The following is a 21,009-nucleotide window of genomic DNA, read 5'->3' on the forward strand; positions in this document are numbered from 1 at the left end:
ACCAGCTTTTTCATGCGCCCTATGTGCTGTCTTATGGCATTTACTCTCCAACACCCAGGGTATCTGCACTATATGTCTAAGCTTTCGCAACTTAACTATTCAGTGCTAGGGGACTCATCGTTTATAAGTGTGGCGTCCTACAGCTTTATAGATGTTACTACAGGCTTGTTTCCTGAAGACCCCTTGGAGAGTGTCAGAGAATACACCTTTGGATTACATATCACATGTTCATGTAGTACATCTTCAATGCGGCAGACGAGGGCTTTAAGAAGTTAAGACTCCAACTGGCGTAAGTAGCTGAATACTGCCTCGACAAGCCTTTCTATATCGTCAACCACTAGGTCGATGTGTGGATATCCGCCGAACCCGGATTTGTCAAGTCCGTTGTATTGAAATTTGTAGAGGTTGATGGACACGTTTGTAAGGTCGTAGAGCCTCATCCTGGCGGCGTCCTCTAACACCTTTGCCACGGCAAGCATATAGCCGGTAGGCATAAAGCCCCCTTTGCGGCTCCCGGCCTTCCCGGGGGGCTCGGGGCCCGCCTGGAGTCGCTTGGAGCAACCCAGGGCGGGGTCATGCCGGCGGCGCCCTAATCGCCGAGCCCCAGAGCAGGGGTGGCAACTCATGGGATAAATGGCTTTACGAGCTTAAAAGTGTGATGGCTGCGGGGGTTGGAAAAACGGGTTTTATCTTCCTGAGGAGCTCCCAATAGCGTCTTTTGGCCCAGAGGAGCGGAATTCAATCTCTGTGATCTGAGAAGCCGCAGGCGCATTTCATAACGCGGTTTTTCTCCTCTGCCATCTTGGCGCCACACTTCGGACAGACGGTTGAGTACAACCTCTCTTCCAGATACGGCAGTCCGTACCATTGCGCTAGCGCCTGTAGGCGTCTCCTCAGCTGGCCAAGCCCGTCGTAGAGGCGCTTCTTCTCTCCATTGCTCTCTGCATTCTGCCAAGGCTTGGCGAGTTCTACCACATAAGTTTACAAACTTTAAAAAGCTTATACACAGCTCTATATGAGAATTTCGACTTTTTCTATCCTGTATTTTCCAAGGCCGATGGCTCTTGAAATCCCGACGCCAGTTAACTCGCCGAGCTTCAACAGAGATAGCCACATCCCCACATCGCCATATATAGCCAGACGGGCTCTGCCATAGAACACAGGTACCTTCCTCGCCTCACCGATGTTAAGCCACCCAGTCTTGATGCGCATGCCGACGAGCTCAAGCGCCGTGGGGGCCCGGTCCGCCAACTCCTTTAGGCTGACGCCATAGAGTTGGTAGTAGGTTTTGGCCAGGCTGTAGGCAAGTCTCTGGGGAGAGGGGTAAAGGACGTCTCTCCCGTGGAACATGAAGACGGTGGGGTAAAACACCAGCTCAACCACCGCCATGCCATGTCTCTCCTCCAGCTTCCCGTCGGCGGGGACTATGTCGATGCCCGAGACCTCAAGCACACAGCCCACCTCCACCCTCGGCTCGGCGGCTAGAGAGTCCAAGAGGAGCCGGGCGTCGTGTTCCAAGAGCAGAGCCCTGAGCTCAAAGGCGGCCCCCGGCTCGAAGGCCTTCTGCGACCCGTTCAGCCCCGAGAGGACGGGCGCGCCGCCGTGGTAGAGGGGGTGGGCGAAGACCCTCCCTTTAGGCTCTGCCACCCTCCGTAGAGCTGTGAGAAAAAAGTTGTACACCAGCGACCCCGACCAACCCGTGAGAAGACATGGGGTTGCCCCCCTTGCCCTCACCGAAACTAATACAACCACGGAAACTCTCTAGCCCATATTTAAAACAATCATTTCACCGACGATAAGGCTTCTCCACCTCTCCACCTCCTTCTTTGTTCTTTCCAATATGTCACCGTCCACAAAGTACTTAGGCCCTTGACCTCCAGTAGCCTTTGCCACATACCAGTCTCCGCGAGACTGATCGTTGATTTCGCCGACGGGACACACCTCTACAGTAGAACTTGCTTCACTCTGCTAATTCCGCGTGTTGATTAAATGAGCGATGTCTTAGAGAGGGCCGGCCGGAGCTCGGACGTGAAGTCGTGGAAGAGACTTGGCCCTCAATGAAGAGAGGCGTGAGGAGAAACCCCGCCTAAAAGGCGGGGCACGTTATTAAAACATAGGAAAAAGTGATTATTTACACAGCGATTCCACGTCTTCTTAAGTAGTTTGGCATGTGTGTTTTTGCCCAGTCTAGTGGGATGGTTCCGTCGCTGAACATGGCGTTGAGTAGTGGTCTGTTTGTGGGGTGTAGTACGGCGAATATGTGAAGCGCTACGAAGAGTAGCCCTAGGGCGAAGCCGACGTCGTGTAGCAACAGCATAAGTCTCGCCTCCGCTAGAGATAGGCCTAGGGCGTCTCTATAGACAAGCGCCACGCCGCTAATAGAGAGGAGTACTACCGACGCGATAAGCACAAGCGCCATGTAGGCAACAAACACGTTGTGTCTCTCCATAGACGCCTTGACGTCCTCGGGAAGCGGCTTGCCGAAGAGGTAGTGCCCAGCCAACGCCTTAGCTTCCCTAATCTGTTGGCCAAGCGGCTTGCGGAAGGCGTCAAAAATCCTCACCTTCTTAAAGAGGAGTAGATTGACGGCGTACACCAAGAGCAACGCCCCCCATATATGCCCTAGAAATCTGTGGGCAATTCTAAACAACTGCACGCCGGCTGTAACGGCGTCTGTGCCCACCGCCGCCGCCAGAGGGGCGCCCACCGCGTACACCAGGGGGGCCAAAACCTCTATGGCAAATAGAGCGCCGCCAGTAATCGCCAACACAGTAAACAACAACAAATTCCACTGGTGGGCAACCCTATACCCAATACTTACAACCTCCACTCTATCCATGTATAAAACTAAGTAGAAGTTTAAAAACTTTTCTATTATTTTTTCTCTTCTACCCTCGCCCGACGCCAAGCAACAAAACCCAAAACAGCAAGAACGCCAGCAAGCGCAGCGCCTCCTGCTGTAGTTAATGATTTTAACGTACTTCTCGTCTCTATAACGGCTTTTGTCCCCTCGTCTTCTGGCGGCTTAATGTATTCTCCCTTAGTAAATTTCTGTGATACCTCACTAGAGGGACTCTCTATATCTCCAAATACCAACGCGCCGGAGGGACAGACCTCTACACATACAGGTCTTAACCCCTCTGATACTCTTCTTAAACATTCAGACCCCATACACTTCGCAGGTTTGTTATTTTTCTCATCCCACCACACCGCTCCATATGGACAAGCGGCTAAACAGTATCTACAGCCTATACAAGAGCTCTCCCGTAGTTTTACTAAGCCATCTCTATCTTTATACAGAGCATTTGTAGGACATGTTGCAACGCAATACGGCTTATCGCAGTGTTGACAATAGACAAGATATAACGTTGGTTTAGGCCCTGATTTAACTTCGACCATTTTAATATCGCTTTTAAGCCACCCCCATACTTTATTCATTTCGCCGCTACTATTATAATTAGCTGCATTACATGCTGCAACACAAGCGCCACAAGCTACACATCTTGAGCGATCCCAGAGGAGGACTAGCCGCGTCATAGCCTCCTCACCCTAACCGTGGCGTTGGTGGGGGCGGACCCAACCACCGGCTCTATCTTCCCAGTGGCGAACCACTGCGGGTTAACGCCCTCCCTCAGCCAAGCGAAGTCGCCGTTAATAAAGCCAGATCTCCTGCCTCCTATGAAGGAATACGTGAAGAGAACCCCCTCCCTAACTCTATTTGTCACTTTGACTCTAGCCACAGCTTTAAAACCTGTGTCGATACCCTCGAGCTCTACCACATCGCCGTCTCTTATACCCAGACGTTCCGCATCTTTTGGATTCATCCAGACAGATCTATCGGCGAGGAACCTGGCGTTTGGCGTAAAGGCGAAGTGTGCAGAAACCACCTGGTCCTTCCCGTTGACTAGGTAGAACTCGTTGGGAGCTTTCGGCGGGGTATACAGCGGAGGTCTATAGTCGGGGAGCGGGTCGAGGCCGTATTTAAGCGCAGTGAGAGAGTATATCTCCACCAAGCCAGTGGGCGTGCCGAGCTTCGTCTTGTAGGGCCTAACGCCGTACTCCTTGCGCTTCAGTACCACGAACCCCTTCTCCTCTAGTTGCCGCTTGATCTCGTCCAGCGGCATCTTAAACGCGTCGGCCACCTTCTTCAGTGCGGCTTCCACCAGCTGTCTCTCCCACTCCTCAAAGGCGTGGGGGTCGGCATATCTCTCGTCGTAGCCAACAAGCTTAGCCCTCTCCGGGAAGGCCCTTCTCACGATCTCCATCAAGATCCATGGAGCATGTCTGGCGTCTACGCCCGGCGGCGGGTCGAGAGCCTTATGTGACATCTGGATAGCAGCGTGGAGAGTCCACTTAACGACCGCCACCTCCTCCCTCTCTAGAAACATAAGATCGGGGAGGATGTAGTGGGCGTAGTCCACATGGTCATGCGGAAAGATGTCGATCGCAACTACCAGCTCCAATTTCTTTAACGCCTCCACCGCCCTCTGGTAGTTGGTATCTCTCTGTAGAGGGGCGGTCCCAACTATAAACAGCGCCTTTATATTCTCTCCAGCTAAAATTGCGTCATACACTGCGTTAAACGTCGAAACAGCTAGCGGGTATTTTGATGTATCTATTCTCTTGGCAGTCGGCCTAGGTATTTTCATGCCGGTAACTGTCACAATGTCAGGTCCCACGGGGTCACACACATTTGGGTACTTAGCTGACTCTTGGAAACAAAGGCCGCCTTGTTTATCTATGTTGCCAACTAAGGCGTTTAAGATGAGGACTAGGCGGTATGTATCAAATTCATTGCCATTTCTTGAGGTATACCATCCATCTTCAATAACGCCCTTGTTTTTTGCAAACTCTTCTGCAATTTTAGTAATTATCTCAGCCGACACTCCTGTAATTTCAGAAGCCTTCTCGGGCGGGTATTTAGAAACACGTTCTCTAAACAGCTCGAAGACGGTCTTAGCCCCGCCTAGCCTCTGTCTTACCTCGTCTGTAAGCTCAAGAGCGGGGTCCTTTGCTTTTCCAAGCGGCGCCAGTGCTTGTGTCGCGTTATCCCACACGACGTAGTCTGCCTCAACACCTATCTCCTTGCCTCCCAGAGGTTTGCCATCTGGCTTTATTAACATAGGCGCGTTCGTATAAAACTTAAGAAATTCTACATCATACAACTTCTTTGAAATTATCACATAGGCCATAGAGGCTAGAAAAACAGCATCGGTCCCAGGAATAATCGGCACCCATTCCACAGCGCCAAAGGCAATGTTAGGAGCTCTAGGATCTATAACAACGATCTTTGCCCCCCTCTCTCTAGCCTTGGCTAAACTCCTCACATGTCCCATAGCTGCATCTAAAACACGGCCTAGCAACACTAGATATTTTACATTTCCATAATCGGGATCTACCGTCGGAGGCCCGCTCGCACCTAACACAGCCCTTCTCGCCGCCGTCGAGGCGGAGTGACACGTCCCCTCGTGGCCTATGAGATTCGGCGTTCCGATCAACGCGGCGAAGAGTGGGAGGAACCAGGAGTGGACGTCGTGTCTCGTGATGACCACGCTCTCGGGGCCGTACTTCGAAACGATGTCCTTAAGCTTCGCCGCGATTTCGTTCAAGGCCGTGTCCCAGTCGACCTCCACGAAGCCGCTCTCGACACGTTTCAAAGGCCTCTTGAGACGGAGGGGGTGGTTCCACATCTGAAGTGCCGAAGCCGCTCTTGCGCATAGGCCAGGCGATGGGTGTCCAGAGTTGGGTAATAAATAACGGCGGCCCCCCCGCTCTATATATAAGAGACCACAACCTGCGCCACATGCCCCACACATAACGGGAACCACTTTTTCAAAAGTCAACGAGCTAGTTGTCTCATGTATACTTCCATATGTAAATACGCCAAGTGTAGAAGTTGTAATTAAAGTTGTCGCAGAGAGTTTTATAAAGTCGCGCCTATTAGTCGACATTGGAAAAGAGGGTTGTCATAGTTTTAAAAAATTTATTACTTTTATATCCGAAAGAATATTGTACATAAGTTATACATCAATTACAAAATATAAATAAAGAGTACAAGAGATATAAAAACTGTACAATACGTATAAACGAAAAGAATTTATATAAAGAGCTAAATTAACCTATGCTTGGACTTATTAGATATTTTTGGCAAGACCTCATGCCCCCTCTGCCGGATGGGTGGCGCCCCGTGCTGAAGAGATACGTAGAGCGTTGGCCCAAGCCGCTTACCCCATACGCCGTGGCAAAAGAGGTGGAGTTAAGCACTTCTGCCGTCTACCGCGCCGTCTATGCCCTCGCCAAAAATCGCTTGATCCTCCCGGCAGGCAGAGGCTACCAAGCCACAGTGAAGGGAGCCATAGCTCTCCTTGTAGAAGAGGAAGACCCCCGCTGGCTTGACGCAGTTAGAAAGATCTGGGGGATAGGGATAGACGACACAACCGCAACGTTTTACCTAGCCGCGCTTGGGGCCGCAATACGGAAGCTGGGCTTTACTATAAGAGAAGCATATATATGCAACTGGGTTGCCAGCCAAGCCTATATAATAACTCAGCTCGACCGTCTGAGGCTACCTTCCGCGGTAGAAGAGACGATAAAACCGCTACTAAAGTTTCCAGAAGGGACACACCACAGCTGTAGTAGATATAAATAATAACTTTTTCCTAATTGTGTCTAGATCTACAGTACCAGTAGAGGGAGATGTAGCTAGAGAAGTGGCGTCTCTAGCAAAAAGCCACGGATTTTCGGTTGTTAGACTAGCTACAGACTCTCTTAAATTAGCTATAGAGTTGATGAAACGAGGTGTAACACCGGTAAACGCTCTTGAGATGTATAAACTACTTGAAAAAATAATAGCATTTGACGTAGTGCCAGTCCCCCTTTCCTTCCTCGAACTTCTAGCTAAAAAGTGGGATATCTGTAACAACCCTGAGATAGAACACTATCTGAAAGAAATTGGGGAGAAATTTGGCAAAACTCTCCTCTCCGAGTTTAAAAACTTTAACGAATTTGTAAGAGTAGCGTCTCTTCTCTTTGCACAATTTCCCACCACTCGTTTTACAATTAATAAAACAGGCAATGTTTGGAGAATATATTTTGCACCAGCCGGCCCCCTTTCAGCTAGGTGTCTCGCCCGCTTCGCCGAAGAGGTAATCAAGCAGTTTGGATGTGTAACAAAGACACAATATAATCCAGTAATTGCTGCAGAAGTAGAATGTCCGGGAAAAACATTATAACCTCTGTACAATTTCTGACATGGTTAGAGAATATTCACGTCTTGCACTCAGGAAAGACTTAGCCGAAGAATTCTACCGCGCAGTGAAAAACTTGGGGAGAAAACCTAGCGAAGTATTGGAGTTTATAATACAAGCCGCAGTAGATTCAATAAACCACGGCGTAGACCCCATAGATATGGTTCACATATGTCGCCTAGCGAGAAGCCTAGGCCTTGGCCGAGGCGGCTATGAAGTTGGCAAAGAGGCTGGAGTCCTCCTAAGAGCCTACTACAGCCCAGAGGAGTTTCTCGAAATACTAACAAGAGTCGGGCCTAAGGTATTTCATGCAAATAGAGTAGGGCCGAACGCCTTCCGTGTTAACAATGCAACAATTAGAGAAACATTAAGGGGTGTACTAGAGGGCATTGGATACAAAGTTAGAGTAGAGGGAGATATGGTTTTCTTAGACAACGTTCCCGAATATACCAAGTAAATGACGCTAAAGAATTTAAGACAATCCAAAGAACCCTTTGGGGAGTCGGTAAAAACAACAGAGACTTAAAAAGAACTATATAGTTGATAGCGCCAATATCTCTATCCCGCTACTGCTTCTCGCCCCTCCATCCATAAAATATAATTTCAGCCGTAGAATTGTTCTGAAAACTTTCATAACTTAAAAAGTCGTTAAAACGTAAAAACTCTTCCTATAGTCGTGAAGTAGAAAACTATCCCACTACTTCTTCATACTTCTTCGTACAGAACCACCAGGTCTTGCACTCAATTCCGGTCTCCTTTAGTCTCTTCTCAGCGCCCTCGTATCTTTGAGGCGGTGGGACTATTACTGGGTCGCCTGGCCTCCAATCGACAGGCGCCAGATAGCCATGTTTATAGTTAAATTGTATTGCGTCAATTACACGTAATATTTCGTCGACGCCTCTACCAACTGCAAGTGGATATAGGGCGAACCAAACTAGCTTTAGCTCTGGGTCTATTAACGCCACCATTCTTACGGTGGCTGTTGTGCCTGGTGGAATTGAGTTAAACAAATTTGCTACTTGGAAATCTGGCACGTCGGAGATTATTGGAAATGGAATCTCGACACCCCACAGCTGTTTTATCTGTCTCTTCCACTCTACATGGCTATAGACGGTGTCTACACTAAGGCCAAGTAGCTCGACCCCCCTCTTCTTAAACTCCTCATATTTCTTTGCAAAGGCAATAAACTCTGTCGTACAGACCGGTCTGAAGTCGCCGGGGTGGCTAAACAACAACAGCCACCTGCCCTTGTAGTCACGGAAACACCTCCTCCCGGCGTCTGTATCGAAACATAGATCCTCCGGAATTTTCATCCCCAGATACGGGCCTTTTACTTCTGGCATAGCTAGTTTCTTTTAACATATTTTAACATAACTTACTTGTTTATGTGTAATTGGAAAAAGGTATTGAAAAAAGTGGGGTTATTTGGGGAAGAAGGCGGTGGCTAGGAGGTAGGCAACGCCTATTATTACAAGTAACGCTATGCCGTAGGCTATGAAGAGGTTCCACACCTTATACTGCTTCATCAGCGAGAAGCGTGTGTTTATTCCAATAGCTACAAATGTGAGGCCGAAGAGCAGAACTCTAAACGGGTCGGTGCCGCCGCCTACCAATATGGGGACAACAGCTTTTGTGGCCTCATCGACGGGATTCGCCGCTTTTGCATATACAGAGCCCGCAAGGCTTAAGATAAGCGCTGAGGCCACGAGGCTAGTGAAGAAGTACCCCAGGACGAACTTGGGGAATCTAAACCACAGCTCCAGCGGCGACGGCTTCCTCTGTGTTGCCGCTGCGGCGCGTCTAGGCTCGACTAGGAATACCCAAATTAGCGCAAGCACAAAGGCTATCACGCCGATCCAGATGTCGATAAGCACTTTGCTCATTACGCCTATTTTAAGCGGCGTGTCTGAGCCTATACCTCTTGCGATAATTTCTGCCGAAGCGGCCGCCGCACCGTCAGTCTTCACAGATAGGCCCATCCAAGCGCCTGCGGCAGCTTCCGATATTACACCAGATTTAACAAGACTTATCGCAACCCAGGGCAGTATTATCAACTCGACGGCAGCGTAGATAAGTATGGCAGCGGAGACCATCGTGGGGTATATGGCAGGCGCCCCTATGGCGCCCGCCGCTGCTATTGAGGCAGAGACTCCACAGACGCCAACGCCGACAGCTGAAACAACGCTTAAGTCTGTGTTCTTTGTGAAGAGTCTAAATATGGGGAAGGCCAATAACATAAACAGGGGGAACCCTATTAGGACCATTGTAAGAACTGAGCCGCCGTATCTAATCCAGTCTGTGAAAAGGATCTTAGCACCCAGGAGGACAATTGCAGTTTTTATAAACCACTCGCCCCTCGCCGACCCTAACAGCCACTGTGGTAACTTGGGCAAGTTGCCAATTAAGATGCCTATAAACAACGCCAGTGTAAAAGCGAATTCAGTAGTCACTACGCTGGCGATAGGTTTGTAACCTGTAATTATTGCACATATCCACCACAGCCAGTAAATCACAGTGAAGCCCCTTACCCAGTCCGAGGGCTTTATGCCAATTAGCTTGGCAGGGCCCATTAATAACAACATCAACACTATCCAAGCCACTATGAGGTTTACCCACGGCGAGCCAAACACCATCTTGGGGTTAGGCACAGCCACAGGCGACGAGATATCTGTCCAGACTTTCCACATCGGCACCCAACCCAGGGCGTCTCTATACGCGTAGAAACCTATAAACGCATAGAAAAAGAGCGCCAGCCCTAGCCACAACGCCCACCAATCCTCCTTCTTATATAGAGAGGACCAGTCTATCTTTCTTGGTTGCGACATGAATCAAACCTAAATGATAAAATTAAGTAATTTATTATCCAACTCTCTGTAATAGATAAATGAACTTTACAAATACAAATTGTACACACCATATACATGTTGAACAGAGTAGAGTACATATTACATTATATAGGTTATATCTTCAAAAACCGTTCTAGTTAACGGTTGTAAGAGAAGTTTTGATTAGACGCAGCCTGTTGGCTTTGGCGCTCCTGCTACTTTACAAGCGCCGTTGGCAGGCCCCGAGGGAAATAGCTGGTAGATCTGCTCAAGGGTAAATCCCGTCTCTTTTAGCAACATCTTTATAGGTGGACACACGCCGTAGGTCTCCCAATACTCTCTAAGGTACTTAACTACCTTCCAGTGGTCCTCGGTCATCTTCTGTATGCCCTCAAGCTCCCGCGCCATCCACTCGGCAACTTTTTCATTCCACACCTCGGGATTTGATAGGAAACATTCTTCGTCTAATATTATTGTTACGTCGTCTACTTTATACTCCCCTGGACATTTTACTGGCATGTCGTTTATCACTATACGAAATAAAAAATTTAGTTACTTAAATCTGAGAAACTATATAGCCGTCGCCTAAGAGATCGTGTAGTCTCTCCTGTAGTATTGCATAAGCTATGCGGTCCCAGTGAAACATGGCATCTCCCGGTGGTATTTCAACACGGAGAAGCGGTAGGTAACCCCCCTCTGTGGGGAAGAGCACAAGTACAAACTTAGTCTTTCTACCAACCCACGGTATATTATCTACAGTAAACTCTATAGCGGTCTCTTTCTCTCCCTGTATCTTCACTCCGTACCATATAAAACTGAGCGTGTACGAGGAGGGGGAAAGGTCTGAAATTATATACATCTTGAATTGGGGAATGTGAAAAAACTCTCTATTTTCTGTCTGGTAGGCAAGGAAAAAGGGTAGTGTTCCAGGTGGTATCTCCCTATGGCGCATCTCTGAATCCTTTGAATATAACCTCGCCCCTGGCCCTGTATGTCAAATAGGTTCTTGCGGCGTCTGGCCACCATAGATACTGCGCCGCCATTTTCGGCGCACCCACTAACTCGACGAACTTTGCCCAGCCTATTCTCTCGACAAAGTCTGCAAGTCTCTCTCCAGGTTTGCCATGCGTCTTCCACACATCGATAACCTTTTTCACCACTGCGACTATTTCCTCATATCTCGGCGGATTTGCAGGAATCCACGGTATAAGTACTCTAGCGAGTCTAGGCCCGACGCCTGTGTTCGCCATCTTGCCGCCTATCAATATGGCCGCGCCTACGTCCTTCGGGTCGTAGTCAAACGCGTCGCAGTTGTCCTTACAACGGCCGCAGTTGATACACTTCTCGCCCACTAATACAAGCTTTATCTTTTCCCCCTCTCTCCTTAGCGTTAACGCGCCGGTTGGACATACTTGCACTAGGAAGACTTGGCTCTCTGGTATTTTAGCAAGGGCTTTGGGAGGCGGCATACACAGCGGTAGTACCTCCTCTCTTATCTTGGGCGGGGCGCCCCACATGCCGACAATTGCTATGTCAATAGCGGTGCCTCCTGCACAACCCGAAGGACAGCCAGATATGAAGACCCTCAGCTTTGCGGGAAGCTTCTCCTCGCCCGTGAAGTAGGGCTTGAGGGCGTCTCCAAGCGCCTTGCCAATACTCGGCGCATCTATCACCGCAATTTGACATGTGAGAAACGCAGTACATGTATTGATGCCCCACAGCGCCCCTCCCCAGCCTCCCACTGGGAAGCCCAACTTCTCCAGCTCTTCCTTAATCTTCAGCGCTTTATCAAGCGAGTCTGTGATAAACTCGACGTTACCCGCAATAGTTATACGCAGGGCGCCCACGCCCAGTTTGTCGGCGATATCAGCAAACTTCTCCAACGTATCCACGCTAACTCTGGCGTTAGGCGGCAGAGCCGCTTTCACAGTGAATACTCTCTCGCCTGTCTCGGAGATGTGCTCTATAATGCCGGGGCCGTGGAACTTCCTCTCTTTCCACTTGCCGTAGTTCCGCTTGACTATATCTGGCAAGAACTTGTCAAGCTCGTTGGGTATGTTTAACTGTATCGCGCTCATATCCCCACCGCCCGTCTTAGTTCTTCTGCAAACTGGGCATATTTCTTACGCTCCTCCTCCGGCAAGACGCGGTACGGCACATTGTCTGGCAACTTTTCGACAAGCTTCGGAGTGTCCTCTAGCTGTATACCTGCCTTCTCTATGAATTGGTAGAGCCCCGTCATGAGGATGTAGTCGCCTATACGTACCTTGGCCTGCGCCTCCTTATCCCACGGCTCAATAACTTTAAACACCAACTCGATGCCTTTCTGCACCTCGTCTGGCTTCAAGTACCCCACAAACCAGCCGAGCTTAGGACCATACCTCCCCTTTGAACCTCCGCCGACTAACACAGCCACCCGTCTCTCTTTTCCGGGCTTGATGGCTGGATATGCCTTCCTAATACAGTACATACACTTCTTACACCTAGAGCCGTCTATCTTAAGCTCTTTCTTTTCGGCATCCCAACTTATCGCCCCGCCGGCGCATTTAGAGACGAGGTCGTTGGGGTCCGCCTCGCCCGCCTCTATCTTCTTCCTTAGAAGCTCTTGGTCTACCTCGGGGGCGCCCTTCCAAGTCCCAATGAAGCCGAGGTCTGCTCTGTTTGCTCTACCGCAGTCCATGGGGCACCCCGAGAATTTAATCTTGAACTTGTAGGGGAACCCCGGCACTGCAATTGCGTCGTGGATCTTCTTGTCTTTTCTAAACTCTGTAAACCACTTCAGAGTGTCGTAGAGCGCAAACTCACAGAGGGCGGGGCCTACGCATGTATTCAGCTCTCTAATGGCGTCGCCGCTACCGCCTACGTCTGTACCAACCTGCCTCAACGCCTCAATCATGGCGTCTCCCACCTCTTTGCTCTTCACATTAATCACCATGGCGCCCGTCTGACCTACCACCTCCACAAGGCCGATTCCATACTCCCTGGCCACTTTTATAATTCCCCTTAGGTAGCTCGTTGGTAGAAACCTCCCCGGTGTGTGGAAGACTCTGAAGTGTACCTCCTCTCCGCCCTTCGGCACCCAATCTCTAGCAATTCTCGCCAATACTCCCGTTAGACGCTTTGCCTTTACCGCGCTAGGCCCCCACGGGCTTTTTCTAGCGACTAGACCAACGCCATATACGTGGAGTGGGTAGCCTGTTTTCCTCATCTCCGCCACGTGGCTTGGCCACGGCCCCTTCTCTAGCTCTTTGAGGTATTGCTCAGCCATCTCGAGCAATTTGTCTGGCGGCGGTAGATTTGGGGGTGCGGCCATGAGAAAAAATGTTCTAGTATTAAATAAGCCTTATTACTTACTTTAAAATAACTTCGCTTCCAGATACTTTATATGGTGGGGATGTAATTGTAGGTTCAAAGAATATTGTAAATGGGTGTATCATTTTTCCAAATGGGACGTATATCATTAACACTTCTGCGAGGAATATGTGTAATTTAACCAGCGGCTCCGCCTTAGTTATGGCCTCTAACGCCGCGGCTACATTGCCTGTCAGTAGATTTTGTAGCCACGGCGTAACTGTTTTGTCATAATGTGGATGTATGACGGCGGTGTTGACTAGGCCTACGAGTACTATCGCCGTTATTAAGACTAGTGCAAACCAATCGTCGGCGAAGGTAAAGCTTTTTACCTCAGGCTTTGTCAGCCGCCTAGCCCAGAGCAAGATTAATCCTATAATTACCACAATGCCGAATAGCGTCCCTAGGCCTATAGCTATTATTTTTCTAGTGGCTGGGTCTATGCCCATTGCCGCAAGTTGCTCAGGGGAGAAGAAGAGAGCTGTGTGGCCTAGGAAGAGAGTTAGAAATATACCCCAGTGGAAGAGGAGCGCACCCCAGTAGAGCAACTTGTCGTTGGTGTATTTCAGCGTGTAGAATGTCAATATCCGTTTTAACACCTCTCCAGCTCTAGCTCCTGCGCTCCAGTTGTAGGAAACTACAGCTACGGAGGCTAGAGAGGTTAGTCCACGTGGCGAAATCCAGGCGCCTATCTTGGCTAGAACTCCTACAATAAGTATTACTAGGGCGAGATATGGGACGCCTATGAACAACACGGCGTCTAGCATACTATATCTTTACACACCTCTTTTATTATCTTGTTTTCCACTTTTGAGTAACAAAATGGATATTGTAGCTGATGTAGTATGTTGTGTATAAACCTCGTATATACCAGGTTGAGGTCTCTACGGCATGTAACGCCAACTGTGTATATTGCCCAGTCTCCTACTTTAGGCAGAGGGGCCTCTGGCCTGTGAAGCTCATGGATTTTGACCTCTACAAGAGGTTTCTCGCCGAGGTAGAAGAGGCTGAATATATCCATCTGCAGGGGTGGGGCGAGCCGCTTTTACATCCGCGTCTTGTAGAAATGGCGGCTTCTGCAAAAAAGATAGCTAATGTCGGAATTACGACAAACGGAACGCTTCTGAGAGAGGAGGTGACTCGCGCTCTTGTAGAAATCCCCATAGATATCCTCGCCGTTACCTTCGCCGGGGCTAGAGCCGAAACTCACAACAGATATAGAGAGGGAAACGACTTCAACGTAGTCTTTAGGAATGTAGAATATTTGCTAAGGATCAGGCGTGGGAAGCCAGAGGTGGTGGCCATATATATGCTACTTGGCGATAACTACAGGGAGCTTCCTGGGTTTGTAAGAATGGCGGCTAGGCTCGGGGTAGACCGGGTAAAAGTAAGTAATTTAAATTATTTATTCAACACCGAGGGGGCGTCGTTAAAAGCTTTTTCAGACACGTGGGAGAAGCCTAGAGAAGTCGAGAGAGCTATTGTAGAGGCGCAACAGATCGCAAGAGAGGTGGGGGTTGGCTTTGTGACAGATAACATAGCGCCATTTGAACTCGCAGAGTGTCCCGAAACGCCGACTAAAGCCGTTTTTATAACTGTCGACGGCGATGTATGTCCATGTGTCTACCTTGGGCTTCCCTGGCCTGAGATTCCCCGGTTGTTTAACATACGTCTTTTTAAAATCCCTAGGACCTGTTGGGGAAATTTAAAAATGGAGAGCTTAAGAAAAGTCTTGAACTCGGAAAAGGCAAGGGAGTTTAGGTCGAGGTTTGAATATAGGAAGTACAACATGGACGTCGGCGCCATAGGCGAGCCTCCAGATGTCTGTAAGACTTGCTATAGGCTGTTTGGAGTGTGACCCGCCCACCTCGTCCCCCTTAACTCTTTCTTGGTCTCTCCCTGGGGGGCTTGGGGGTCTGTTTTGGGTGTGTTGGGGTGGGGGTGGGTCTTATGTGGCTGTGGGTTGTTGATTTTCTTTGTCTGCCGCCGGGGGGCCGGCGTTGTTCATGTGTAGTTGGGGGGTTAGGTGGTGGTCGCCGGGGGGTTGTTTCTAGCCCCCAGTACCTCTTCTCCACCATGTCATGGGGGCGTTGTCTCTGTTGTCTGAGAAGCCGCAGGTGGGGCAACGCATTACGCGGCCCCTCTCCTCCGCCATCTTAGCTCCACAACGGGGCAGACCGTGCTGTAGAGTCGCACCTCTACATATGGAATGCCGTACCACTGCGCCTCTTCAGCTGGCCGAGGCCGTCTAGGAGGTGTTTCTTCTCTCCGCTCCCCTCCTTCAGCTCCCGGTAGCTCTCCTCCACTGCATCAACTACGACGGCGGCTTGGCGCTCTCTGGCCAGTTTTATGATCTCGCGGGCGGCGTTGCCCCTTCCAGTACGAGCCAACTAGAGACGGCCATATACGCGACGCCCGCCGTGTTGGCCACGGCAGCGGTGGCACTGAGCGGCGCCGTCGTAAAGGCGGCGTTGGGAGGCATGTTGTTGACCTTCGCAGCCAGAGCCGTCGCTAGCAACTTGCCGACCTCGCCGGCGTCATACGCCGCCGTTGCCACCCCAAGTCTTGTTCAATTGACAATACCCATCGTGGCGTTGGCGGCGACGCCGTGAGAACCGCCGTAAACCCGTTTTTAACTCACTTCCCCTAGGTCTGTACAAATCAAAACGCCTCACCTGAGTTTCACGTTGAAACCCAGGTGTGTCGCACCGTTTCACCTTTCACACACCGTCAACACAACACTGGCTTTTCTCTCCCACGCCACATACGCCTATGAACACATACAGACTTCTGTACCAAGGTGCCGAGGGGCGAGGTTTTCAATTGTAATCTGCCCCCGTCCTGATGGGCGGTAAATTTCTCATAGTTGAATAAGAAGAGAGAAATAATAAATAAGTAGCTTCAGTTATGCATGCGGCAGAGTTTAAGTTGGGAGATACTTCGGCTATTAAGCCTCTTAAAGCCCCGGAGTCTTTAGTTAAGAAGCTTCACGAGCGTATCGGGCTTAAAATCCCTGAGGACAAGTATAAATACTTCCTAGATAGACTTAGAGAGGAGTATAAGAAAAATAGAAATATCAAAATCGCAGTAGATACATGTGTACACTGTGGTGCATGTATAGACGCCTGCCCAACCTATCTGACTACTAAAGATCTAAAGAACTCACCTGTGGGACGTGCTGAGCTTATTAGACGTGTATTGAAGAAAGGCTCTGTTACAGACGCCGAGCTTGAAGAGATATACACCTACTACTGGCAGTGTCTCACCTGTAGGAGGTGCGGTTATGTCTGTCCCTTCGGCATCGATCAAGCGGATATTACTAGGTTTGTCCGTGGCGTGTTGTATGAAATTGGGATGGTAAACAGATTTGCGGCTATGACAATAGACGCTCACGAGACTACTGGTAATGCTATGAGGATAACGCCGGCGGCTGCAATAAATATATTAAACTACTTTGCAGAAGAGATAAAGTCTGAGAAAGGCGTCGAGGTTACTTACTATGTATACCGCCATGACCAGAAGAAGATGATTAAGTTTGTTGGTAAAAATGCAGTTGGCGAAATAGCTAGAGACAGCCCTGAGTGGCCTGAAGCAATTCTCTTCCTTTCTTCTGCAGATCTTTTCCTCAACACAGAGACTCTCAAAGGTTATCTCACATTTCTAAACGCTGTAAAAATAAGATTTGCCGTCCACACTGGATGTAGCGAGGTGGCGAACTTCGGATTGTGGACTCACGAAAAACATATGGAGTATATTGGGAACATATATTACAACGCTGCGAAAGAGCTCGGAGTAAAATATGCGATATTTGGTGAATGTGGACACGGCTGGAGGGCGTTTAAAAACGTGGTAGCTCCAAGACTTGAAAAAGAGGGTATCAAAGTCTACCACATACACCACCTTGTGGTCAAGGCAATTAAAGAGGGTAAAATAAAGCTGAATCCTGAGGCTAATGGAGATAAGGTATATATGTATCAAGACCCGTGTCAATACAGTAGAGGCGGCGATCTTTACGAAGAGCCACGGTTTATTATGAACCACGTAGTAAAGAAGTGGGTTGAATGTCCACAAAACCGTCAGCTCAACTGGTGTTGTGGCGGCCAAGCAGGCATGCTTGCAGATGAAATGAAGCCTTTGAGACTTCAGTACGCAAAGCTATGGTATGAATGCGCCATTAACGCAGGCGCACAACACGTCGTAAGACCGTGTTCAAAGTGTAAAGGTACTCTAAATGGTATAATTGGCGATCTTAACAAAATATATGGACGTAATATAACATACGGCGGGCTGATGGATCTGGTATATAGAGCACTTGTAATTTAGTATACATTTTGTACACAACAAATACTTTTTTATCTTTCTCAACAAGCAATATAAGAATAAGATATTTACAGCTCAATTATTTAACGACATTATGGCATATGAAACTCTCGACCATTTTACAATTAAAATTTTAGACACTGTACTTAGCGAGGAGCTTAGGGGAGAGCCGGGTTTAACGCCATATCAAATAATGCGGAAACTTGGAGTGTACCCCTCCTTCCTCTATAAAAATATCAAAGTCTTAGAAAGACGTAACTATCTAGTCTGTAAAGAGGCGGGGAGAGGTAAAATATGTTCAACAACAGTTGGCGGGTTGTTAGCTTTTCTAAAAGTTGTAAAAGACTACGACAAGTATGTGTATCTATTCTTTAGAAAGCTGGGTTTTGGCTCTCCTCCTATGGATTTGAGAGATGCAAAAACACTCCTCTCACTTATTATAGACGGTGGTACAACTCCAAAAGATATTTACGATTTGTTTGTATGGAGTCTTCTACATTGTGAAAATAGTGTTGTAGCTAAATTTTTAAAAGCGCTCTCGGGCGTTTTGGGTATTACGTTAGTAATGACGCCGCATATGGTGTATGTAAAAAGGAATGGCACGGAGATTTGTACATGTAGGTATAGTAACTGTGGACTTGAAATGTGTAAGTTAAAATTGGCGGTGAGAGAATTTTTGGAGATTCAAAAAAGCTAAGATTTCTTTTCTTTAAGAAAGTCTAGATAGGGCTCTTTTAAGTCAACCATGGCGTTTACTATTAGTTCTACTAAGCCTCCGTAATGGATATTATAGAGCTCGGTGGCTCTGTAGTGAGCTAATACGTCTCTGATAGCGCCTTTACAATTGGAACAAGGCGCACATACATACTTCGGTATTTTTGGATCTAATACATCTTTGAATGCTTCTAGTATCTGTTTAAACTTCATCCTGCTGGCAACTTTATTTCTCCATTCGGGGAAGTTTAACGACTGCATTATCGCAAACCCACTTCCACCGCCACAACAATAGTTATACACGCCATGTGGCACCATCTCTCTAAACATAGGTGCTATTTTCCTTAAGATCTCTCTCTGCGGCTCTACAATACCTGAAAGCCTCACTATGTTACATGGGTCGTGTAGAGTCACAGGAAAGTTGTTTTTCGAGGGGTCTAAGTTCAGCTTGTTGCTCATGACGATATCTCTCAACAGTGGCAGAGCGCTTTCCCGCGGTATTCTGTTCTCGTCTGTGAGTATTCTGTCTGCAACCACAACGAGAGCTTTAGTGGCGTGTCCACACTCTCCTACTACTATCTTCTTAACTTCAAGCTTGCGGGCGATTTCTATATGTTTTAGAGCTATTCTAGCTAACTGTACGTCGTCGTACCATGCGCCGTAGTTAACTACGTCGTATCCCAGAGGCTCGCTACTTAACGTCCAGCTTAAGCCCGCCTCTTCGAATATTATGGCGAAGGCAGCGACGTTCTCAGGCCAGGATAGAAATTCGCCGGCGTTGTGGATTAATAATATGTCTGCACCTTTCTGGTCGACGGGTATTTTTATCCTCTTGCCGGTTTTTTCGTATATGAAGTCTTCTATGTATTTCACCATTTTTAACAACGCCTTGGGTGTCATTCCTGTTGATGAGCCTACTTTTAGGTGTTGTACTGTGCCTTTTTCGTGGAGATTTTTCGGAGCTATGCCAAGTTCTTGGGAGAATAATTTTCTTATCTCTCTTGCGATCAAGCCGTTGTCTATGCCAAGCGGACACACTTGGACACAACGTCTACATAAGGTACATCTATATGCCAGTTCAGCAAGTCTCATCAAGGTGAATATATTTAGTTCTATATCTCCTCCGGGTTTTTTAGCTATGTACTTATTGTATATCCTCCGCAGAACCTCTGCTCTATATGTCGGCCTATAGATATCTTTCCTGCCGCTGGCTATATATATGGGGCATGCCTCTGCACAGTTTTGACATTTTGCACAGTATTCTAGTGATAGGAGTAGCGGTTGGAGAAACGTCCAGTTGCTCTCTCTAGAAGTCAGCTTTTTCAGCCCTTCGAGAAACTTCTGTATAAGTCTCTCCTCTTCTTCTTTAGTCTTCGGCTTCCACGGCAGATCTATAGCAATATAGCCGTCAAGCTCTGTTACATAGGTTTCTTCCCACTCTGGCTTTGGCGTTGTTAAGGGGGGCTCTGAGCCTGACTTGTCGTAGGGCGGCGGGAGGGGCATTAAATCTTCTAGCTTTAGTTGAACTAGCCTTTTGACCGGTTTGCTTATATCGTTGATCTTAACTACTTCCTTACGGCTCATAGCCCTGCTGCGTTTTTCTCCCATGTTTCTCCTGACCTTATGTGAGGCGCCGACCACCTCAATGGGAGTTTTAAAAGTTCACTTACTCTGCCGTCTAACTGGCCTGTGTTAGGCTCATCGTCCCAAAGAATTTTGTGATATGTGAAGTATTTTCCTATGAAGTGTGTTATTTTAGAGAACGGTATATATACGAGAAGTAGTTGTATTAGTGCTATATTCACCGTTGTTATAGTGGGTAGGGGCGGGGGTTGTGAAAATGTAACTAGGCTTAGCATAAACTTTCTAGCTAAGTCAAAGGCAGGGTCGTAAATCCAAGCGGCTAGGCCTGTGGCTACAGTTATTAACACTAGGACTGTGTTTAAATAATCGGGCCAAGTTGTATAGTCTCTCAGCACGGGATCTGACAGTCTTCTAATGAGAAGCCCTATGCCACCTATTATTGTCATTATGGCGCCTAGACCGCCGGTTATCAACGTGACATAGTATAAGAAGTACGCCCAGGGGTTGCTTGAAGGTATTTGCACACCTAGTGACATAATTATCGCACTGAGGAAAAGCGCAAGGAACCACACTAATATTAAGTATATTCCGAAATGGAAAAACCATGATAAAAACCATAGTCTCTTATTCATTAGGTATATTCTTTTTATAAAGAGCATTTCTTCTAACATTTCTTTTAGCTCTCCTATTTTTGTAACTTCGCGTGTTTTTTTAGCCCAGTCGACTTCTTCTAGGTAGCTACCGCCGTATTCAGCTTTTTTCTCATGTGGAACTGGATATAGCTCCCATCTGAGATGGATAGGCATAGAGGCCCAACGACTCCATTTATATATGATGCCTATTATAAATATTGTAAATGTTATATATGATGTGTAAAATATTATTGATTCTATATTATATGACATTACGGACTCTCTTTATTTAAAGATAAAAATATTATTACACAAATTTATGAAACTGTTGTTACT

The 21,009-nt window shown here is 47.9% G+C and carries 23 protein-coding genes and 2 pseudogenes; 8 read left to right on the forward strand and 17 right to left on the reverse strand.

The genetic code is table 11. From position 1 onward, the window contains the following. Nucleotides 1-33 precede the first annotated feature (33 nt). A complete protein-coding gene (locus PISL_RS10440; RefSeq protein WP_167827584.1) occupies nt 34-276 on the forward strand; it encodes a hypothetical protein in 243 nt (80 codons plus the stop codon). On the opposite strand, the gene PISL_RS10445 is transcribed toward PISL_RS10440, so the two are convergent. The 7 genes and pseudogenes from PISL_RS10445 to PISL_RS00830 form a co-directional block, all read right to left on the reverse strand. After that, on the reverse strand, nt 273-494 hold the full coding sequence (locus tag PISL_RS10445) for a hypothetical protein (RefSeq protein ID WP_167827585.1): 222 nt from the start codon (nt 492-494) through the stop codon (nt 273-275). The genes PISL_RS10440 and PISL_RS10445 overlap by 4 nt on opposite strands. 145 nt (nt 495-639) lie before the next feature. Next, nucleotides 640-936, reverse strand: a pseudogene (locus PISL_RS00810) (zinc ribbon domain-containing protein); the annotation flags it as partial. A 75-nt stretch (nt 937-1,011) separates the two neighbouring features. After that, nucleotides 1,012-1,752, reverse strand: a complete 741-nt coding sequence (gene cas6, locus PISL_RS00815; RefSeq protein WP_053240236.1) for a CRISPR system precrRNA processing endoribonuclease RAMP protein Cas6 — start codon at nt 1,750-1,752, stop codon at nt 1,012-1,014. A 9-nt stretch (nt 1,753-1,761) separates the two neighbouring features. Further along, nucleotides 1,762-1,893: a hypothetical protein gene (locus PISL_RS11485; protein ID WP_280531767.1), complete on the reverse strand. Its 132-nt coding sequence runs from the start codon at nt 1,891-1,893 to the stop codon at nt 1,762-1,764. Nucleotides 1,894-2,131: 238 nt separating this feature from the next. After that, on the reverse strand, nt 2,132-2,839 hold the full coding sequence (locus PISL_RS00820) for a cytochrome b/b6 domain-containing protein (protein WP_053240237.1): 708 nt from the start codon (nt 2,837-2,839) through the stop codon (nt 2,132-2,134). Nucleotides 2,840-2,874: 35 nt separating this feature from the next. Continuing rightward, the gene (locus PISL_RS00825; protein WP_011761920.1) at nt 2,875-3,537 is read right to left on the reverse strand and encodes a 4Fe-4S dicluster domain-containing protein; all 663 of its coding nucleotides are present in this window, start codon (nt 3,535-3,537) and stop codon (nt 2,875-2,877) included. Beyond that, nucleotides 3,534-5,951, reverse strand: coding sequence for a molybdopterin-dependent oxidoreductase (locus tag PISL_RS00830; protein WP_011761921.1), 2,418 nt, complete (start codon nt 5,949-5,951; stop codon nt 3,534-3,536). The genes PISL_RS00825 and PISL_RS00830 overlap by 4 nt, the downstream gene beginning before the upstream one ends. A 170-nt stretch (nt 5,952-6,121) precedes the next feature. On the opposite strand from PISL_RS00830, the gene PISL_RS00835 reads away from it, so the two are divergent. The 3 genes from PISL_RS00835 to PISL_RS00845 are packed head-to-tail and all read left to right on the forward strand — an operon-like array spanning nt 6,122 to nt 7,704. Next, nucleotides 6,122-6,649: a hypothetical protein gene (locus PISL_RS00835; protein ID WP_011761922.1), complete on the forward strand. Its 528-nt coding sequence runs from the start codon at nt 6,122-6,124 to the stop codon at nt 6,647-6,649. Between the two features lie 16 nt (nt 6,650-6,665). Continuing rightward, nucleotides 6,666-7,232 carry a hypothetical protein gene (locus PISL_RS00840; protein WP_011761923.1) on the forward strand — a complete coding sequence of 189 codons (567 nt, stop codon included), beginning with the start codon at nt 6,666-6,668 and terminating at the stop codon, nt 7,230-7,232. Nucleotides 7,233-7,251: 19 nt separating this feature from the next. Beyond that, a complete protein-coding gene (locus PISL_RS00845) occupies nt 7,252-7,704 on the forward strand; it encodes a hypothetical protein (RefSeq protein WP_011761924.1) in 453 nt (150 codons plus the stop codon). Between the two features lie 232 nt (nt 7,705-7,936). Here PISL_RS00845 and PISL_RS00850 read toward each other — a convergent pair whose 3' ends face one another. The 7 genes from PISL_RS00850 to PISL_RS00880 all read right to left on the reverse strand — a co-directional run bounded on the left by PISL_RS00850 (nt 7,937) and on the right by PISL_RS00880 (nt 14,190). Continuing rightward, nucleotides 7,937-8,590 (reverse strand): peroxiredoxin, encoded by a 654-nt coding sequence (locus PISL_RS00850; RefSeq protein WP_011761925.1) that lies wholly within the window; start codon nt 8,588-8,590, stop codon nt 7,937-7,939. 78 nt (nt 8,591-8,668) lie between these two features. Continuing rightward, nucleotides 8,669-10,072, reverse strand: a complete 1,404-nt coding sequence (locus PISL_RS00855) for a putative sulfate exporter family transporter (protein WP_011761926.1) — start codon at nt 10,070-10,072, stop codon at nt 8,669-8,671. A 183-nt stretch (nt 10,073-10,255) separates the two neighbouring features. Next, complete coding sequence (locus tag PISL_RS00860) at nt 10,256-10,591, reverse strand: TusE/DsrC/DsvC family sulfur relay protein (protein WP_011761927.1); 336 nt, start codon at nt 10,589-10,591, stop codon at nt 10,256-10,258. Between the two features lie 37 nt (nt 10,592-10,628). Next, on the reverse strand, nt 10,629-11,024 hold the full coding sequence (locus PISL_RS00865) for a glutathione S-transferase (RefSeq protein WP_167827586.1): 396 nt from the start codon (nt 11,022-11,024) through the stop codon (nt 10,629-10,631). Then, a complete protein-coding gene (dsrB, locus tag PISL_RS00870) occupies nt 11,014-12,150 on the reverse strand; it encodes a dissimilatory-type sulfite reductase subunit beta (protein WP_011761929.1) in 1,137 nt (378 codons plus the stop codon). Before dsrB ends, PISL_RS00865 begins: the two co-directional genes overlap by 11 nt. Beyond that, the gene (gene dsrA, locus PISL_RS00875) at nt 12,147-13,385 is read right to left on the reverse strand and encodes a dissimilatory-type sulfite reductase subunit alpha (protein ID WP_011761930.1); all 1,239 of its coding nucleotides are present in this window, start codon (nt 13,383-13,385) and stop codon (nt 12,147-12,149) included. The genes dsrB and dsrA overlap by 4 nt, the downstream gene beginning before the upstream one ends. Before the next feature lie 37 nt (nt 13,386-13,422). Further along, nucleotides 13,423-14,190 carry a respiratory nitrate reductase subunit gamma gene (locus PISL_RS00880; protein WP_011761931.1) on the reverse strand — a complete coding sequence of 256 codons (768 nt, stop codon included), beginning with the start codon at nt 14,188-14,190 and terminating at the stop codon, nt 13,423-13,425. An 83-nt stretch (nt 14,191-14,273) separates the two neighbouring features. Between PISL_RS00880 and PISL_RS00890 the strand changes: the two genes are divergently transcribed. Then, complete coding sequence (locus PISL_RS00890) at nt 14,274-15,281, forward strand: radical SAM protein (protein ID WP_167827587.1); 1,008 nt, start codon at nt 14,274-14,276, stop codon at nt 15,279-15,281. A gap of 172 nt (nt 15,282-15,453) precedes the next feature. On the opposite strand, the pseudogene PISL_RS10450 reads toward PISL_RS00890, so the two are convergent. Further along, nucleotides 15,454-15,792 (reverse strand): annotated as a pseudogene (locus tag PISL_RS10450) (zinc ribbon domain-containing protein); the annotation flags it as partial. Between the two features lie 51 nt (nt 15,793-15,843). On the opposite strand from PISL_RS10450, the gene PISL_RS10455 reads away from it, so the two are divergent. The 3 genes from PISL_RS10455 (at nt 15,844) to PISL_RS00905 (ending at nt 18,440) form a co-directional block, all read left to right on the forward strand. Beyond that, nucleotides 15,844-16,035, forward strand: a complete 192-nt coding sequence (locus PISL_RS10455; RefSeq protein WP_167827588.1) for a hypothetical protein — start codon at nt 15,844-15,846, stop codon at nt 16,033-16,035. Between the two features lie 295 nt (nt 16,036-16,330). Continuing rightward, nucleotides 16,331-17,746, forward strand: coding sequence for a (Fe-S)-binding protein (locus tag PISL_RS00900; protein WP_011761933.1), 1,416 nt, complete (start codon nt 16,331-16,333; stop codon nt 17,744-17,746). A 91-nt stretch (nt 17,747-17,837) separates the two neighbouring features. After that, entirely contained in the window at nt 17,838-18,440 is a 603-nt protein-coding gene (locus PISL_RS00905) for a hypothetical protein (RefSeq protein WP_011761934.1), read from the forward strand. Here PISL_RS00905 and PISL_RS00910 read toward each other — a convergent pair. Beyond that, nucleotides 18,437-20,041 (reverse strand): (Fe-S)-binding protein, encoded by a 1,605-nt coding sequence (locus PISL_RS00910; protein ID WP_011761935.1) that lies wholly within the window; start codon nt 20,039-20,041, stop codon nt 18,437-18,439. The two genes, PISL_RS00905 and PISL_RS00910, sit on opposite strands and share 4 nt — an antisense overlap. After that, entirely contained in the window at nt 20,038-20,946 is a 909-nt protein-coding gene (locus PISL_RS00915) for a respiratory nitrate reductase subunit gamma (protein ID WP_011761936.1), read from the reverse strand. The genes PISL_RS00910 and PISL_RS00915 overlap by 4 nt, the downstream gene beginning before the upstream one ends. Nucleotides 20,947-21,009: the final 63 nt, after the last annotated feature.

Source organism: Pyrobaculum islandicum DSM 4184 (assembly GCF_000015205.1).
GTDB classification, from domain to species: Archaea; Thermoproteota; Thermoprotei; order Thermoproteales; family Thermoproteaceae; genus Pyrobaculum; species Pyrobaculum islandicum.

Excerpts from the sequence above, each read along its gene's own strand:
- dsrB (WP_011761929.1), bottom strand. The coding sequence starts at position 12,150 with ATGAGCGCGATACAGTTAAACATACCCAACGAGCTTGACAAGTTCTTG.
- PISL_RS00855 (WP_011761926.1), bottom strand. The coding sequence starts at position 10,072 with ATGTCGCAACCAAGAAAGATAGACTGGTCCTCTCTATATAAGAAGGAG.
- dsrA (WP_011761930.1), bottom strand. The coding sequence starts at position 13,385 with ATGGCCGCACCCCCAAATCTACCGCCGCCAGACAAATTGCTCGAGATG.
- PISL_RS10445 (WP_167827585.1), bottom strand. The coding sequence starts at position 494 with ATGCCTACCGGCTATATGCTTGCCGTGGCAAAGGTGTTAGAGGACGCC.
- PISL_RS00900 (WP_011761933.1), top strand. The coding sequence starts at position 16,331 with ATGCATGCGGCAGAGTTTAAGTTGGGAGATACTTCGGCTATTAAGCCT.
- PISL_RS00830 (WP_011761921.1), bottom strand. The coding sequence starts at position 5,951 with ATGTCGACTAATAGGCGCGACTTTATAAAACTCTCTGCGACAACTTTA.
- PISL_RS00850 (WP_011761925.1), bottom strand. The coding sequence starts at position 8,590 with ATGCCAGAAGTAAAAGGCCCGTATCTGGGGATGAAAATTCCGGAGGAT.
- PISL_RS00845 (WP_011761924.1), top strand. The coding sequence starts at position 7,252 with ATGGTTAGAGAATATTCACGTCTTGCACTCAGGAAAGACTTAGCCGAA.
- PISL_RS00915 (WP_011761936.1), bottom strand. The coding sequence starts at position 20,946 with ATGTCATATAATATAGAATCAATAATATTTTACACATCATATATAACA.
- PISL_RS00905 (WP_011761934.1), top strand. The coding sequence starts at position 17,838 with ATGGCATATGAAACTCTCGACCATTTTACAATTAAAATTTTAGACACT.
- PISL_RS00910 (WP_011761935.1), bottom strand. The coding sequence starts at position 20,041 with ATGAGCCGTAAGGAAGTAGTTAAGATCAACGATATAAGCAAACCGGTC.
- PISL_RS00825 (WP_011761920.1), bottom strand. The coding sequence starts at position 3,537 with ATGACGCGGCTAGTCCTCCTCTGGGATCGCTCAAGATGTGTAGCTTGT.
- PISL_RS00865 (WP_167827586.1), bottom strand. The coding sequence starts at position 11,024 with ATGCGCCATAGGGAGATACCACCTGGAACACTACCCTTTTTCCTTGCC.
- PISL_RS10440 (WP_167827584.1), top strand. The coding sequence starts at position 34 with ATGGCATTTACTCTCCAACACCCAGGGTATCTGCACTATATGTCTAAG.
- PISL_RS00835 (WP_011761922.1), top strand. The coding sequence starts at position 6,122 with ATGCTTGGACTTATTAGATATTTTTGGCAAGACCTCATGCCCCCTCTG.
- PISL_RS00880 (WP_011761931.1), bottom strand. The coding sequence starts at position 14,190 with ATGCTAGACGCCGTGTTGTTCATAGGCGTCCCATATCTCGCCCTAGTA.
- PISL_RS00860 (WP_011761927.1), bottom strand. The coding sequence starts at position 10,591 with ATGCCAGTAAAATGTCCAGGGGAGTATAAAGTAGACGACGTAACAATA.
- PISL_RS00820 (WP_053240237.1), bottom strand. The coding sequence starts at position 2,839 with ATGGATAGAGTGGAGGTTGTAAGTATTGGGTATAGGGTTGCCCACCAG.